14 protein-coding genes are annotated in these 15699 nt (G+C 52.7%); 6 read left to right on the forward strand and 8 right to left on the reverse strand.

What is annotated here, in order from left to right; all coding sequences use genetic code 11:
- Positions 1 to 104 precede the first annotated feature (104 nt).
- On the forward strand, positions 105 to 2147 hold the full coding sequence (locus PLF13_03710; protein ID HOP06378.1) for a hypothetical protein: 2043 nt from the start codon (positions 105 to 107) through the stop codon (positions 2145 to 2147).
- A gap of 267 nt (positions 2148 to 2414) precedes the next feature.
- Entirely contained in the window at positions 2415 to 3302 is an 888-nt protein-coding gene (locus PLF13_03715; protein HOP06379.1) for a hypothetical protein, read from the forward strand.
- Positions 3303 to 3458: 156 nt separating this feature from the next.
- Here the strand turns inward: PLF13_03715 and PLF13_03720 are convergent, their stop codons facing one another.
- From PLF13_03720 to PLF13_03730, 3 genes are all read right to left on the reverse strand, one after another.
- Positions 3459 to 4025: a GNAT family protein gene (locus PLF13_03720; protein HOP06380.1), complete on the reverse strand. Its 567-nt coding sequence runs from the start codon at positions 4023 to 4025 to the stop codon at positions 3459 to 3461.
- Between the two features lie 155 nt (positions 4026 to 4180).
- A complete protein-coding gene (locus PLF13_03725) occupies positions 4181 to 5368 on the reverse strand; it encodes an FprA family A-type flavoprotein (protein ID HOP06381.1) in 1188 nt (395 codons plus the stop codon).
- 34 nt (positions 5369 to 5402) lie between these two features.
- Complete coding sequence (locus PLF13_03730; protein HOP06382.1) at positions 5403 to 6329, reverse strand: alpha/beta hydrolase; 927 nt, start codon at positions 6327 to 6329, stop codon at positions 5403 to 5405.
- A gap of 245 nt (positions 6330 to 6574) precedes the next feature.
- Between PLF13_03730 and PLF13_03735 the strand changes: the two genes are divergently transcribed.
- The gene (locus PLF13_03735) at positions 6575 to 7054 is read left to right on the forward strand and encodes a phosphate-starvation-inducible PsiE family protein (GenBank protein ID HOP06383.1); all 480 of its coding nucleotides are present in this window, start codon (positions 6575 to 6577) and stop codon (positions 7052 to 7054) included.
- 259 nt (positions 7055 to 7313) lie between these two features.
- On the opposite strand, the gene PLF13_03740 is transcribed toward PLF13_03735, so the two are convergent.
- The gene (locus tag PLF13_03740; GenBank protein ID HOP06384.1) at positions 7314 to 7670 is read right to left on the reverse strand and encodes a response regulator; all 357 of its coding nucleotides are present in this window, start codon (positions 7668 to 7670) and stop codon (positions 7314 to 7316) included.
- A 55-nt stretch (positions 7671 to 7725) separates the two neighbouring features.
- Entirely contained in the window at positions 7726 to 8838 is a 1113-nt protein-coding gene (gene hflX, locus PLF13_03745) for a GTPase HflX (GenBank protein HOP06385.1), read from the reverse strand.
- A 101-nt stretch (positions 8839 to 8939) separates the two neighbouring features.
- On the opposite strand from hflX, the gene PLF13_03750 reads away from it, so the two are divergent.
- Positions 8940 to 9302 carry an iron-sulfur cluster assembly scaffold protein gene (locus PLF13_03750; protein HOP06386.1) on the forward strand — a complete coding sequence of 121 codons (363 nt, stop codon included), beginning with the start codon at positions 8940 to 8942 and terminating at the stop codon, positions 9300 to 9302.
- 258 nt (positions 9303 to 9560) lie between these two features.
- Positions 9561 to 10013, forward strand: coding sequence for a large conductance mechanosensitive channel protein MscL (gene mscL / locus PLF13_03755; GenBank protein ID HOP06387.1), 453 nt, complete (start codon positions 9561 to 9563; stop codon positions 10011 to 10013).
- Positions 10014 to 10155: 142 nt separating this feature from the next.
- Here the strand turns inward: mscL and PLF13_03760 are convergent, their stop codons facing one another.
- The 3 genes from PLF13_03760 to PLF13_03770 all read right to left on the reverse strand — a co-directional run bounded on the left by PLF13_03760 (position 10156) and on the right by PLF13_03770 (position 13417).
- Positions 10156 to 10986, reverse strand: coding sequence for a purine-nucleoside phosphorylase (locus tag PLF13_03760; GenBank protein ID HOP06388.1), 831 nt, complete (start codon positions 10984 to 10986; stop codon positions 10156 to 10158).
- A gap of 158 nt (positions 10987 to 11144) precedes the next feature.
- A complete protein-coding gene (locus PLF13_03765) occupies positions 11145 to 12344 on the reverse strand; it encodes a DivIVA domain-containing protein (GenBank protein HOP06389.1) in 1200 nt (399 codons plus the stop codon).
- 383 nt (positions 12345 to 12727) lie between these two features.
- On the reverse strand, positions 12728 to 13417 hold the full coding sequence (locus tag PLF13_03770) for a YggS family pyridoxal phosphate-dependent enzyme (protein HOP06390.1): 690 nt from the start codon (positions 13415 to 13417) through the stop codon (positions 12728 to 12730).
- 240 nt (positions 13418 to 13657) lie between these two features.
- Here PLF13_03770 and PLF13_03775 point away from each other — a divergent pair, with 240 nt between their 5' ends.
- Positions 13658 to 15685: a T9SS type A sorting domain-containing protein gene (locus PLF13_03775; GenBank protein HOP06391.1), complete on the forward strand. Its 2028-nt coding sequence runs from the start codon at positions 13658 to 13660 to the stop codon at positions 15683 to 15685.
- Positions 15686 to 15699 lie beyond the last annotated feature (14 nt).

The raw sequence follows: 15699 nt of genomic DNA on the forward strand, positions 1-15699 counted from the left end.
AATCAACAACAGGCGAGTCCCTGATTCGTTCCGGGATTCTTTTCGGATACGTCCGAAAACATTTACGGTTTGATTATAACACCGGCGAAGACGATATTACCTCAATGAACGATGTCGATCACAATTCCTCACTAGCGGCCGTTCTCTTTTTCACTTTGCTGCTTATCCTGGCAGCGGTCAATTTGTTCGATCTTGCCTGGTTCTGGTCGATAGATTTTGCCCCGTATTATCCGGGGGCGGCCATCTATATCGGCATCGGACTTCTTCTGTTAGGCGCGTGGGACCCGGTCAGGTCGTGGGTGTATCAATTGCTTGCGAAAACAGGGGAAAGGATCAACCGGAAATCCCGATCAGGTAAAATCATCATGCTTGGTCTGGCGGCGGCGGTGTTCGTTGTCCTGACGATCCTGTTTTCTTCCGCCACCAATCTTACCGGTGATGCTTCATTGCGGTTAAACCAACTCGATTCCGGTCGCTGGTGGCTGCCGACCGAGGCGGGTGATTTTGTCCTGCACGCTCTCTGGAATCGGGTAATCAGCGAGCCGCTCGGCCTGACCGCCGCCGATACTTATCGCTGGTTCAGTATTCTTTGCGGGATATTTTTCGTAATCAACAGCGCCCGTCTTTCGTTCTATCTGTTTCGGGAGCGAGGGGGCGTTGTTTTTCTGCTGCTGTTTACCGGGACCGCGGCTTTATTTTTCGGTTATATCGAAAGCTATTCGCTTATCGCCGCTCTGTTGCCGCAACTTCTCCTGAGCGCCCTCAGGGCGATTGAGGGGACAGGCTCACGGGTGGCGTTTGTCCTATGGTTCGTCGTCGGTACGGTCGTGCACAGTGTTACGCCGATCCTGTTTGCCGGTGTTCTGCTGGTGGTGCTGACCGTCTCCGATCGGGATGAACCTTCGCGACGTTCAAGGCTCAATCGCTTTTTCCTGATCCTGACTGCCGCCGGTCTGGTTGTTCTGTTTCTCCTGCGCGGTTTTGGTCTGTTCGATCTGCCCCGTTATGTGATGGGCTTTACGGCTAGTGGGCCCTATGAGATCAGCCTGCTTGATTCCAAACACTGGCAGAATGTGATCGGCTGGTTGCTCTTGACGGCGCTGCCGTTTTTGTTTCTGTTGCCGTCGACGCTCTCGGCTGTTCGTTCCCTTGCTGTGGCGCCGCGAAAATTCCTGGCTGTCTGGTTAATGATCCCCTCGCTGTTGTTCATCCTGTTGTTTCTGCCGCAGTTGGGAGGTGTCCGCGACTGGGACCTGTTTTCACTGGCCGGATGGCTCCTTACGGCCGGAGCGCTTATCGTCCTTGATCCTGATGATTCGGTTTCAGGTTGTCGCTGTTGGTCGTGGGTGGCGCCGGTTGTGCTGATGACATTATTGGTGACCGGGATGTTCACAGGTGTCAATGCCTCGATGAAGGCCTCGGTTGATCGTTTTGCCCGGACACTCGATCAGTCGCGTGTCCGCAACCAGATCTGGGAGTACCTGAATCTAATCGACCATGCCCAGTCCGATCCGGCGGTGCGTAATCGTGTCCCGGAGTTCGCCCGAAAGGCCTGGCAGCAGCCTCCTTATCGGCCGGTAGACTCGTTGAACATTATTCGTCGGTTGCATTACAACCTGGTGGAACGAAATCGGGCGGTCAACAGTGTCGAGGCAGTCGCATCGAGTCTCGGATTTGCCATTGACGATGAATCCGCCTGGTTGCTTCTGGCTCGTTATTTCCTTAATGCCGGCTCTCCCGCCGAGCAGGAGAATCTCGCCGAGATACTCGGTCGACATTTGCCGAACAGTTCACGGGCGCAGATGTATGCCGGAGTGGTAAATCTTAAACAGCAACGATTCCCCCTGGCCGAGCAGCGACTCGGTCGCGCGTATCAGTTGGACTCCGCCGATGTCGATATTGTGCTCAACTACGGCTCGCTTCAATTCGAAGAGGGTAAACTGCCTGCTGCCGAGCGTTTGTTCGAGCGGGCGATGAGTCTGGATTCCACCTCGTACCTGGCCTGTTACAATTTAGCGCTGATTGCCGAACGGGAGCGGGATATTGATCGATCCGCTTCGCTGGCTCGCAAGGCTCTGTCGCTGACTTCCGTTCCGACCCAACAGCAAGCGGCCCAGGCGCTGCTCGAACGCCTGGACCGGAAGTAGGAAGTAGCTTTTTAATCCCGCTATTTCATCAGCACCACCTTGACCGACGCGGTTTCTTTCTCCGACGAGACGCACATGAGATAGACGCCCAAAGCCTGATCGGCAGTTATTTTATTCGTCAATAAGTATCTATATACCCTGATCCTCGTAGAAAAAATGTTTCAGCGGTTTAAGATATAAAAACTTAAAGACTGCGTTTTTTATCTCCGACTATAATAATACTGCGGAGAAAACTACTAACCCTATTTACCAATCTGAGGGTATACAATGAAACGTCTGTCTTTTCTTACCGTGACTGCCATTATCCTGTTGGGGCTGCTTTGGGCGGTCGGTTGTGACGACTCCGACGACAGCGTCGGATCCAGTCTCCCTGAAGGAGACACCAACGACATCAATTATCAGTTTATGACGTCCGAGGTGTTCGATGAGCAGTTCCTCAGCGGAATCGATCTGAGCTTGCTGATGTCGACCATGCTGATTGACTCGATTCCCAACGTTACCGCCGTAGGGCACACCCTGAGTCCGGCCCTGAGTATGGATGAGGATGACAATATCTTCATTAATACCGGCAGCTATGCCAATGAAAACGGCTGGCATGTTTTCAACGTTGACGGGTATATGGTTATCTATGACTGGAACAGCAACGATACGATCGATTTCGTCGGCATTGATTCGATCCAGGTTCTGGCCAACGACTCGGTGAAATATGTTCCCGACAGCACTATCGATGAACTGCGCTACCGGGTGCACATCGATATGGATTCGCGCTCGGACAATCTCTCTCGTAGTGCAGTGCACAGTGTCAACATGGAGCGGATTGCCGGCGGCGATGATATGGTCGAGATCAACGGGACTTTCGTTGAATCGGCCGAGGCGGAGGTCAGCGACGGCACTACCACCTGCTCGCTCATGTTCGGCTCGAACGTTACCGCCAACGGCATCGAACTGGATTTGTCGGCCGACGATTGCCCGCAGGCCGGGTCACTGAGCGCCACGGTGACGGTGAACCTTAGCTGTGCCGGCTCCAACAGTTCACAGCTTGATGTTAACGGCACCTGGACTGTCACCGCCAGCTACAACGGAGTAACTGAGAAGGTGGTCATATCCGATGGGACCAATCAGTGGACCCATGTTGAAGACTGCGGCGGAAATTAGTCCAGGCTAATTGTTCGCGAACTCGATAGAATAGATTATTATGATTGAGGGCAGACGTTTTGTCTGCCCTTTTTTTGTGTCTTCAATGGTGGCGTCGCGGCAGGGAATTGTTACGTCGGCAGGTTCGAAGACGGACCTGCCCTGCGAAGAGAGTTCCTACCCCTTGCGGTCTTCCCAGTCGTCGCGGGTGACAATGTAGGTGAAATAGGGTACATCGCAGGTGTAGTCCCGCATCTCCTTCGGAAACTGCGCCACGCCCAGACCGACTTTCTTGCCCCCCACCGCCTCCTGCATTTTCTGCGAGGCTATATTGTCCCGATTGGGGGTTGCTTTGACGGCGAGACAGGCGGTATTCTCGAACAGGTAATCAACCAGGGCCTGTTTGATCTCGATACCGTATTTATTGCCCCAGAATTGCGGCAGGAGTTTGACGTCGGTTTCACATACTCCCTCGTTGTCCGGGGCGGTCATCCAGGCTTCGCCGATCGGTTCTTTTGTCTTCTTGAGCTGAACGATCAGAAGGCGATTAAACACGGCGTCTTTCGCTTCATCGGCCAGGCGCGCGGCAATCTGTTTCTCCGTCGTGCGCAACCCGTTTGGGAATCCGACATTGACCATCACCTCAGGGTTGGTCCAGAGGCAGAAGTAAAACTTGGCGTCCTGTTTGGTAGGTAGAGCCCGGCGGATAGCCAGGCGTTCGGTTTCTATTATGGGATCGGACATAACAAGACTCTCCGTGAAAGAGATGAATTGTCCGTTTTTGTCATTTAGAACATGTCTTTTTTCCAGCTCAACGCTAAGGCTGTCGGCCAGGTGGTTGACTGAACAACCACCTGTATTAATAGAGGATCGCTTTGTCGTCGTGGCTGAGCTGTTTCTTAGCCGACGAAATCAAGCAACTTGGCGGTGAATCGTTTCACCTCGGCCAGGTCCTCCTCCGATGGAACCAAACGAGCGCGGTAGTTTTCTTCGAATACTTTAACGCGCAGGCCGGCCAGGCGTTCGGCTACAAGTTTGGGACCTTCGCCGCTCCAGCCATAGGAGCCGAATACCGCCGCCTTTTTCCCCTGGCTGTGGACGGTCGAGAGCAGGTTGACTGCATCCCAGACCGGTTTTACGGCGTCGCCGTTGAAGGTCGGGGTTCCGAACAGGATAAGTTTAGCCGCTTCGATCTCATCGCGGGCTTTATCCGGATCCATCTCAGCGACATCGAGCAAAACCGTATCCCAGCCGTGCGGCTTCAATTCGGCCGCGATCGCCTGAGCCACCTTGCCGGTGTTGCCGTAAGCGGAGGCGTAAAGAATCGTAGCCTGCTTTTTCCCCTCGGATTTGTCGGCCGACCATTTGGCGTAGTGCTCGATCTGTCTGCCGGGGTCCTGTCGGAAAATCGGGCCGTGTGAGGGAGCGATCATCTTAATGTCGAACTCTTCGAGCTTCTTGAGATTCTTGCCTATGAAGAACGCGAACGGGCGCATGATGACATCGTAGTAATAGTCCACCTCGTGTTCCAACTTATCGGCGGGAAGCTCATCGGCGTAAATCGTATCGGCGGAAATATGAGCCGCGAAACCGTCGCATGAGAACAACACCCCGGTCTCCGGAACGAATTCCATCATCGTATCCGGCCAGTGCATGTACGGCATGGTTTTGAAAACCATCTTCTTATCACCCAGATCGATTTCGAAGTTGTCCTTCACGCCGGTGATTTTTGCCTCGCGGTTGATCACGTTGTTTATAAACGGTATGCAGGCCGCGGAGCAGATGATTTCGATATTCGGGTTCTTTTCCAGCAGCTTGACAATCGCACCGCTGTGGTCCGGTTCGGTGTGGTTGACCACCAGGTAATCCACCCTGGCCACATCGACCTGCTCGGCGAGGTTGGCAAAATACTCCTCGGCGAAATTAGCCTTGACGGTTTCGATAAGGACGGTTTTTTCGGTTCCCTTGACCAGGTAGGCGTTGTAAGTCGTGCCTGATTCGGTCTTCATGATAATATCGAAAACCGGCAGGTCGGGATCTTTGACTCCCACCCAGAAAGTATCCCTGGCAATTTGTATAGCGCTCATATCGTACGGACTCCTTAGTTTCTCATCATTATATTTATTCTGAAAACGTCGAATCGACCGGCGGCGTTCCCCCGATAAACTCGAGTGTCAGATCAAACAGCCCGACCGGATTGACGGCTTGTTTCAATTCGAGTTTATCGCCCGATTGTTCCTCCAGTTGGTCCAGTGCCTCGTCTGACGGTTCCGCTGCGATAATCAGCGTTGGTCCGGCCAGAGGTTGAAGCTGATCGGCCTCGCGGAATTCTGAGGCATAGCTTGAACGCATACCGTACCACCAGTAAATGATAGTCTGATAAAACGGTAACCAGAGGGCCTCGTGGCGCTGTTTGAGCCGGACGAGATATCGCTCGGTGGTCAGGTGTGGCTCGAATGCTACCACCACCTTGATCCGTTCATCTTCGGGGGCGGCCATGATACCGGCATCGCCTCCAAGTCCCTCGCCGACAACCGTCAATGGGGGCCTGATCCAGGTTCTTAAATCGGCGTAAGAGATAACCGCCAGCAGGTCATCGGTCTCCAGGCGCCCTTCACCGTGGTATTTGCCGGTTGAATGACCGGTTGCCCGCTGGTCATAAGTTATTACCACGTAACCGGCGTTATGGAATTCTTCCGCCAGCGACATGACCGAATCACGGTTGTAACGTTCATCCGGAATCAGAACCACCGTGCCGGCCGCTGAATCGAAAATCAAACTGTCCGGTTGAAGGATCAGGCAGGCCAGTACGGTGAGGCCATCGGACTCGACCTTGAAAGTATCGACCGGAAGGCCGTGATCGATCCAGACTGCAGGATCGTTGACTATAACGGTGTCATTGTTATCGTAGTCGTCGATATCCGTCCGAGCGAACTGGTCTTTTACCTGCCCCAGCGGATAGATGATAAAGGCGATGACTAACAACGCTGCAACTACGAGAAAGACAACGATCTGTATGATTTCCTTGGTTTGCCTGGAAAGCTTCACGGTTTGCTCCCGTTAATTAGGGTTGATCCGCCGTTACCTATCGGGTGATTGGCCGAGGCCGGTCGGTTTACGTTTCAGACAATTAAGATAGAGCACGGCCGGAGCCCGTCAACCGTAATTTTCGGTATAGGAGGCAGGGGGGGACAGGTTTAAAACCAGCCATCCGTTCGGGTGCTGCTTTTCTAAATTGCGCACGGGGAGACGAGAATCTTAATTTCCAATCAAACAAAACAGGGGGTACGGCAATGTCCGTTATTATTAAAACGCGTCAGAGGGCCACCAGATTTTTCGCGGTATGTGAGGATGTGATATATGGCCTGATCGGCATTTTACTTGTCGCCGTCGGATTGGTGGTGGTATACGAAGCGGGTGCATCGTTCATGGAGGCCATGACCGGCGGAAGCACCGCCTTGGGTATCATCCGTGTAATTGACAATATCCTGCTGGGTCTCATGGTTGCCGAGATCCTCTATACCGTGGTTGTTTCATTCGAATCTCACGCCCTTCAGGCTGAACCGTTTTTAATTGTCGGTCTGATCGCTACTGTCAGGCGTTTACTGCTGATCTCACTGGAGGCGGCACATATCAGCCAGATCGGGCATGAGGTGTTTGTCGACTATATGATTGAAATGGGGGTACTGACCGTTTTGGTGTTATTCTTCGGTTTTAGCATCTACCTCCTGCGGCGCCAGCGCAATCGAGAAGCTGCCAACACGACGCCGTGATCCGACCTGGCTGGTCATCCAATCCTGTTTGATAGTTAACCTGTCTCCAAGTTGGAGAAAAACCATACTTGAGAGACTATGCTCTGCTGCGGGATAAGCTACCGGAGGGATTATAATCGTGTGATGCGACTATTTAGAGGAGAGGGCTTGTCTTCGGATTAATAAAAAAACCGCCGATCGCATTGGATCGGCGATTATCCTTTTTCGTTTGACGACGAACTCGGGGGGCGCAGGTGAGCCCGGTTCGTTCTTCTCGCATTTAAAGCAGCGAGTTGAGCAGTTTTTCCACGTCGGACATCAGAAACGGCTTAGCCAGAAAACCGTCGGGTTTGATCTCCTGACCTTCGTCCTCAACTTCCGAAACGGAATAACCGGAGATCAGCACCACCGGCAGTTTCGGATGTTTGGCTTTCACTTGTTGCAGCAATTCGAGACCGGTCATGTTCGGCATGCGCATATCGGTGATTACCATGGAGAATTTGCCCTCGTCCAATTTGGCGAGCGCATCGGCGCCGTCCTCCGCGCGTACGGATTTATAATCGAAGACTTCGAGCATCTCCGAAAGCAGGGAGGACATATTGGGGTTGTCGTCGACGATCAAGATTGATTTAGCCATTCGTATCTCCCAATGTAACTACTTTTAGTATCGGCAGATACGAGAAGAAACTTTGTCAGAAACCGTTTTTTTGTGATTGGAACTCCCGGCAGCGGGTAATCAACTCTTCCTGGAGATGAGCCACTCCGGTTCCTTCGGCGGCTGATATAGTAACGAATGGGGCATCCACGATTGCCGACGGCAGGAATTCAGGGCAGGCATCTATCTTGTTGAATACCAGCAGATAAGGAACTTTATGGGCGCTGATCTCGGTCAATACCTGGCGGGTATGAAGAATACGCTGGTCCAGATCCTCGGCCGAGGCGTCGACTACCTGCAACAAAAGATCCGCCAAGGAAACTTCTTCGAGAGTTGATTTAAAAGATTCCACCAACTGGTGCGGTAATTTTCTGATAAATCCCACCGTATCGGAAATCATCACCTTGACCGGGAATCCGGTTGACATTGTTCTGGTGGTTGAATCGAGCGTGGTGAAAAGCATATCGGCGGTGCCGACGGAGGCTTTGGTCAGCCGGTTGAACAAGGTCGATTTCCCGGCGTTGGTGTAACCCACCAGAGCTACTTTGAAGAACTCGTGGCGTCCTTTGCGTTGGCTGTGGCGTTGCTGGTCGAGTTTTTCGAGCCGCTTTTTCAGATGGGATATCTTCGTCCGGACCTGTCGGCGGTCGATCTCGAGCTGAGTTTCGCCCGGTCCCTTGGAGCCGATCCCGCCGTATTGCCGCGAGAAATGGACCCAGGCGCCGGTGAGGCGGGGCAGGGTGTATTCGAGCTGAGCCAATTCCACTTGCAGGCGTGCCGCGCGTGACCGGGCGCGGGTGGCAAAAATATCCAGAATCAGGATCGGCCGGTCGATCACTTTAGCCTGGAGAGCATTTTCGAGGTTGCGCTGCTGAGCCGGGCTGAGAGTGTCGTCGAAAATGACCGAGTTGGCTTCGATCTCGACCAGGCGTTGTTTGAGTTCCTCAACCATACCACGGCCAATGAAAGTCGCCGGGTCGGGGTGATTGCGTACCTGGATTCGCCGGTCGCGCACCACTGCTCCGGCCGACCAGACCAGACGGCCCAACTCGTCAAGCGATGTCTCCACCTCCTGTTTTTCACGGGAGTTACGCGCCAGTCCGACTAAAACAGCCTTTTCGACTTCTTTTTTGCCGATTTCGAGAACCATCGACCTGAATATATATAACGGTCGTCCCTTTTACAATTACTTCAGATAATACCTGCATAATCCTGTTGCGTTATTAGCAAAATCGATTACCATATAAGGCCATGTATAACGCAAAAGTATTGGATCATTTCGAGAATCCCCGCCACGCGGGGGAAATCATCGACGCCGACGCGGTTGTCTCGGTAGGCAACCCCGAGTGCGGAGACATGATGAAACTTTATCTCAAGGTCGTCGATGGCCGTATCGTGGATGTCAGCTACAAGACCTACGGCTGTGCTGCCGCGATTGCCACTTCATCCGCCGCTGCCGAAATGGTCATGGGCAAAACCCTCGAAGAGGCCGAAGCTCTTAGCTCGGCCGATATCGTCGCTTATCTCGAGGGACTTCCGGAACGCAAGATCCATTGTTCGACTCTCGCTCCCGAGGCTTTGCACCAGGCGATCGAGCAATACCGCCACAAGTAAATCCGCATTCCTTTGGTTTTAGCCTCAGAAATACGGCTGTCACTTGCCTGGCAGGACTTATTCACCCTGATGTGGCTTATCCTGGCAACAATCGTCTCATTCATTTCAACAGATTTCTTGTTGCGTGAATTGCATCCCGAGCCGGTGAGGCCGGGAACAGATTGTTCTTGACTGCAGTTATTAACCTGAACACATTTTGTGCACAACACCGAATAAGAGCAAAACTTAATTAAATATCATGGGAGCCTTGATATGGGTATGATGAAGGAGTTCAAAGAGTTTGCAGTCAAAGGCAACGTCGTCGACATGGCCGTGGGTATCATCATCGGCGCCGCCTTCGGCACTATTGTAAAATCGCTGGTGGCGGACATTATTATGCCGCCTATCGGTCTTCTCCTGGGCAATGTCGACTTCTCAAATCTCTTCTTAGTGATCAAGGAAGGGGCCACCGCCGGACCGTTCGCCACCCTGGCCGAAGCTCAGGCTGCCGGCGCCGTGACTATCAACTATGGCATGTTTATCAACACGATTATCAGCTTCCTGATTGTCGCTTTCGCCATCTTCATCCTGGTCAAGAATATCAACCGCCTCAAGAGGCAGGAGGCTCCGGCTCCCGAGCCTGTCCCCACGACCAAGGAATGCCCGCATTGTTTCTCGACGATCAACATTAAAGCCAAGCGTTGCCCTTTCTGCACCTCGAACGTTGAATAGCCATTTGCCGAATTCAGGTAAGATTAAAGCCGCACCCGTCTTGGGCGCGGCTTTCTTCTTTATTCCGATAGACTGCGGTCATACGGTGGGCAGGGGATCTGCTCTTTCCGGATATCCCGGCTGATTACCGCAGCTTAATGGTTCACATTCTCTCGACGCAGCCGGCGATCAACTCGCGCAGCAACGGCTCGGCCTTGCCGGCGATCTGGATCACTTCCTCCAGCTTCAACGGATGCATGTTGTCCGGAAGACCCATGTCGGTCACGATCGAGAAACCCAGTACGCGGGTGCCCTGATGGCGGGCGGTAATCACCTCCGGCACGGTCGACATCCCCACCGCGTCACCTCCGAAACCGCGAAACATGCGATATTCCGCCGCCGTTTCGAGCAATGGTCCGGTGACGCCGATATAGACTCCTTCCCGCAGGTGAGTCTTTTGTTCAAGGGCGATCTGCCTGGCCAATGCCTGCAGTTCGAAATCGTAACAGCCGTACATATCCGGGAAACGAATGCCGATCTCATCGTCATTTTGGCCGATCAGCGGGTTGCCGGGGAAGAAGTTGATATGATCCCTGATCATCATAATATCACCGGCAACGAAATTCGGATTCAGGCCGCCACAGGCGTTGGATACTACCAGGGTGTGGATGCCGAGTCGTTTTAGCACGCGAATCGGGAAGGCTATCTGCTGGAACGAGTAGCCCTCATAATAATGGAACCGGCCCTGCATGCAAACGACCGGTTTGCCGCGAAGAGTTCCGAACAGAAGTTTCCCGGCGTGGAATTCGACAGTCGATACCGGGAAGTGAGGGATAGTTTCATAATCGACGACGGCGTTAATCTCGATCCCGTCAACAAGAGTCCCGAGCCCGGTCCCGAGAATAATGCCTATTTCCGGTTTGAATGTAACCTGACTCTGAATAAAAGCGACCGCCTCGTCGATCATGCGGCGGTTGTCCTCGACTGAGTGCATAAGGCTCCTTAGGGGCTTTGATCGTTCACATTCACATAGGATGGAATATAGACTGCGGCCATGCTGCTCGCCAGCGAAAAGGGGTAATCATAAAAGCCGATTAAAAAAGCCGGCCCGATTGCTCGGGCCGGCGAAGGTTGCACGATTGATGAGAAGATCTAATTGCTTGCCGCGCGATCCATCTCTTCCTCGAACTTGGCCGCTACAGCGTCCAGTTCTTCGGCCAATTTCTCCGGATCCGGCGGTTCGGCCGACGGTCGGTTGACCTTCTTGTCGGCGTCCAGGACCTGTTGCCGACGACGATCCTCGACATAGTCATCGAGACGGTCAGTGGCGTTCGGATCATTGGCGCCGTTTTTCTTGACAATAAACTCCGGCGGGATATCCTCGGCGCGCGTGTTTGTCTCGATTATTCCCTCGTTGAAACCATCCGGAATTTTATGGGTGCTTTCGGAGGGCTGCTCAGAAACCTCATTGGCTGGCTGCTGGTCCGTTTGTTCGACCGGGATCTGGGATGTAGCCTCGGATGGCTCTTCAGTCATGCTTGTACCGGACTGGTACCGCTCCAACGCGGCCGCCAACTCAGGATCGACCGGTTTGTCTTCCTCGACCGGTTGGCTCTCAGCGATCTCGGTGCGGTTGGTAGGCGTCTCGGACTCATTAATCAAAGATGAATCAGCCTGAGAAGCAACCTCGGTCGGTGCCGGCTGTTCTTCCTGAGCGGAGAGTTCATCGGCCTGAACCAGGTTCGAAGCCGACTTGGACTCTTCCTGATCATTCGATTCGGACTCGATAGGATGACTGCCGATCGTGCTCATGCCGTCCCGCTCGACTTCGTTGGAATCGGTTACCTGGATCCGGTCGGGATCCTCGTCAACCGACTCTTCCTCGTCGTGCCTGAGGGTGGGCATGGACTGCGCTAAAGCCTTAACCATATCGAGGTGGGATTCGATCAAATCCTGTAATTTTCCGATATAGGCCCGCTTGACCAGGTCGGCCTTTTCCGTACGGGATTCTATATCCTCGAGCTGTTTTTCCTTGTCACCAACAAGACGCTCTGCCTCCCGGCGAGCCTCGGTCACGATTTTCTCCGCCTCATTACGAGCCTGCTGCAGGGTCTGATCGGCATTGCGGCGAGCGTCGATAGCGGCGTTCTTGATCGTGTCCTCGAACTGGCGAAGTCCCTCGAGCTGCGTTTTCAGCGAATCGGCCTGCATCGAGAGTTTCAGGTTCTCCTGTTTGGCTTCTTCCAGGGCGGAAGCGACCTGCTCCATGAAGTCGTCTACTTCCTCCTTGTTATAGCCGCGCATCTGAGTCGTGTACTCGAAATTGCGGATATCGGTGGGAGATAGAGCCATTGTGATCTCGCTTATCTTTAGGTTATAACTCTTGCATTTCGTTTTCCCGGCCGATCGTTGTGTGCAAAAAACGTACAAGCCTCGGCCGTTTGCCTATAGAGTTATTATCGCCACATCGGCCGGAAATATTAACGGTGGGAGAGGGATTGAGCCGAGGGGGGCGGCATCAAAGCCGAGGTTCATTCTTGAGAGCTATTGAAAAAAACACACGCCGGATGTTAGGTAAAACTCGGTTGTATCGCAGGTGATATAAGACCGCTCGCTACGTAAGGCTTGATTTTAACTGCAGCAGTGGGGATTGGACTCTGCCGCGAAAGGACGTTTTAAACACTCCCCGAAGTCTTGAATACGGTTTCAGATGTGGAGAAAAAAACCTGTGAGTGTTACCATTCCCTCGGGCCGAACAGCGCCGATCCGATCCGGATCATGGTTGCACCCTCGGCTATGGCCAACGGAAAATCACCTGACATGCCCATTGAAAGCGTATCGAACTCTTCCCCTACGATATCCCGCCCCTGCTTGAACAGCTCGCGGCATTGCGCAAAAGCCGCTCGTACGGCTTCCTCGTCGTCGGAATTGGGACCGACAGTCATGAGACCGATCAGGTCGATATTGTCCATCGAGTGGACCTGACGTACCAGCTCAAGGCAGGCATCGGGCGGAACTCCGTATTTTTGTTCCTCACCGGAGCAATTGACCTCGATCAAACATTCAATCGTGAACTCATCGGCAGCCGCCTCTTTGTTGATTTCTTCGGCCAGTTTGAAGCTGTCAACCGACTGGATCACGTCGAATAACTGAACTGCTTTTTTGACCTTGTTGGTCTGAAGGTGGCCGACCATGTGAAACCGGGCAATACGACCGATTTCATCGAATTTGGTCTGGAATTCCTGAACCCGGCTCTCGCCGATATTATGGAGTCCGGCCGCAACAGCGCTGCGAATCACTCCCGCGGGATGGGTTTTAGTAATAGCGACCACGGTTATGTCGTCAACATCGCGGTCGTATTCCTCACAGGCGGCCAGAATTCGGCCGTGCAGGTCAACGATGTTCTTGGATAATTCCACTTTCATTTTAATCAAATATTTGAATATAGGAGAAAATGTGCAAGAGAAAACGACGGGAAGGAGGCAAAATCATTGATCAAAGCCTTTCTTCAACCGATTCGCAGGCAGCAGGATACCGTGGTGAGGGGATATCCCTCCTTGTAAAATTCGGGAAATAAGTTATCTTGTGTTTGAATAACAGAGGATTCGCACCTCTTGTGTTCGACATCATGGAGTCAGCAAACCGCTCTTACGGAGGATTGATATATGCCCCGTTTGTTATATGTGATTTTTATCGTTGGATGCCTGTTATTGGCGGCTTTCTCCTCGGTCGCAGCACAGAACATCAATAAGTTGTTGATTTCGCCGCTTCAACCTGCCTCGCTTGACTACGGTGAGCACGTGACAATAAACTTTGCCTATGAAAACAACTCTGGTAAGGCTGCCTTTATTGTCGTTGAAGCCTATCACAACAGTCGTTTACCTGCCGGTTTTGAAGCGGCCGATCCGTTGTCCTGTCCCAACGGTTCCTCCGGTGCCGGCTCGATCTGGTTCACCATTAACTCCGGTGTCTGTCAGGTTGATGAAATCCGTATCTATATGGTGGACAAAGAGGATAACATCCTTTTCGAAGTTGGTACCACCTGCCAGTATTACTGGCCTGAGCACAGCCTTTTCAATATCGGATTCGATCCGGGTTCCGGAGGTTATGAGGAACCCGGCACCAGGGTGGATATAGATTTCGACTATTTCACTTCTGAGTCAGGCGGTATTCGCGTTTTTGTGGAACCTCGACTGGACGGTATCCCGGACGGAAACGCGGTGGTTTCACCGTCGTCGCTCTACCCGGTTGGAGCCGGTACCGGTTCCTGCTGGTTCGAAATTTCAACCGAGCAGGCCGAGATTAACAGCGTCTATTTCTATGTCACCAACAATGACCAGAGCGACACCCTGTTCGAGAAAACCTTGTCGGTCAATTACCACTTCGTCCCGAATTTCTATAAGACGGTTTTTGTTAACCCACAACCGACTACGCTCAATATCGGCGAGTGGGTTCAGGTAAGTTTTTCGTATACCTGCAATTGGGACAACGGCGCCCTGTTTGCTCTGGATTGCCTTGAAGAAGGACTCCCTTCCGATAAGGACACGGTTATAGGCGGATTTACCGTGGAGGAGGGAATTGGCTATGACACCCTCTGGTTCACCTATACCGAGCCGGGACATGTTCAGCAATTGCAGATTCGTATGTACGATGCCGACAGCGTCGAGATGGCCTGCGGCTTTAACATTGGCGTCGCTTATGACTTCGTCAATCCGATTAACGAGGTGAACTCGATCACGCTTTTAACACCCAGTCCGGCTACGATCGACTGGGACAACAAGGTTCATGTTGCCTTCACTTATAATGCCTTCGATCCGGAGGGTATAAAAATTCTCGTGCTTCCCTGGCTGGATGGTAGTATCAGCCCCTATGTTTCTTATTCCGGCACACCGATATATCCGGTTGGGGTTGGCGACGGCAATCAATGGTTCAAGGCCGTTGATTGTGGCGCCCGAGTCGATGAAGTGCATTTGCGGGTAATGTCGACCGACAACAGCGTGATCTATCAGGACACCGGGATAGCTGTCGATTACGACTTTACGGGATCTCACTTCACTCTTACCGAGTTGACCCCCGCCTGCCCGGCAACGGTTGAAATGGGGGATGAGGTGGTCGTTAATTTCGATTTCGAGACCATGTGCAATTCATCTTTCCGTACCTGGGTTATGCCGATGAGCGGCGGGAACGAGTCTCCCGGTGCGATCGTCGATCCCGGCTTGTATGCCTGGACTTCGACGGGCTCAGACAGCATGGCCTTCTCGATCAACAACGCCGCCGATGTGACGGTCGATGAACTGCGTTTTCAGATCAGAAGTATCGACTCAACCGAATTGTACGACGAGTTATACTTCCCGGTCGAATACTATTTCACCGAACCGACCGATGTTGAAATTGCACGTCAGGAGGGCCTTCCGGAGCAATTCAGTCTGGGACAAAACTATCCCAATCCGTTCAATCCGAGCACTACGATCGAATACGGCATCCCCCGGAAAACGGAAGTACGTATCGGTGTCTATAATATCCTTGGCGGTTTGATTCGAACTTTAGTAAGTCAATCGCTGATTCAGGGACATTACCGGGTTGATTGGGATGGTACCGACGAATCCGGCCAGGCGGTATCTTCGGGAGTTTATTTCTATCGAATCGAAGCGGGTGATTATACCGAAACCCGCAAGATGATGTTACTCAAATGAGTTGAGAGTAACGC

Source organism: Candidatus Zixiibacteriota bacterium, assembly GCA_035380245.1.
Taxonomy (GTDB): domain Bacteria; phylum Zixibacteria; class MSB-5A5; order GN15; family FEB-12; genus DAOSXA01.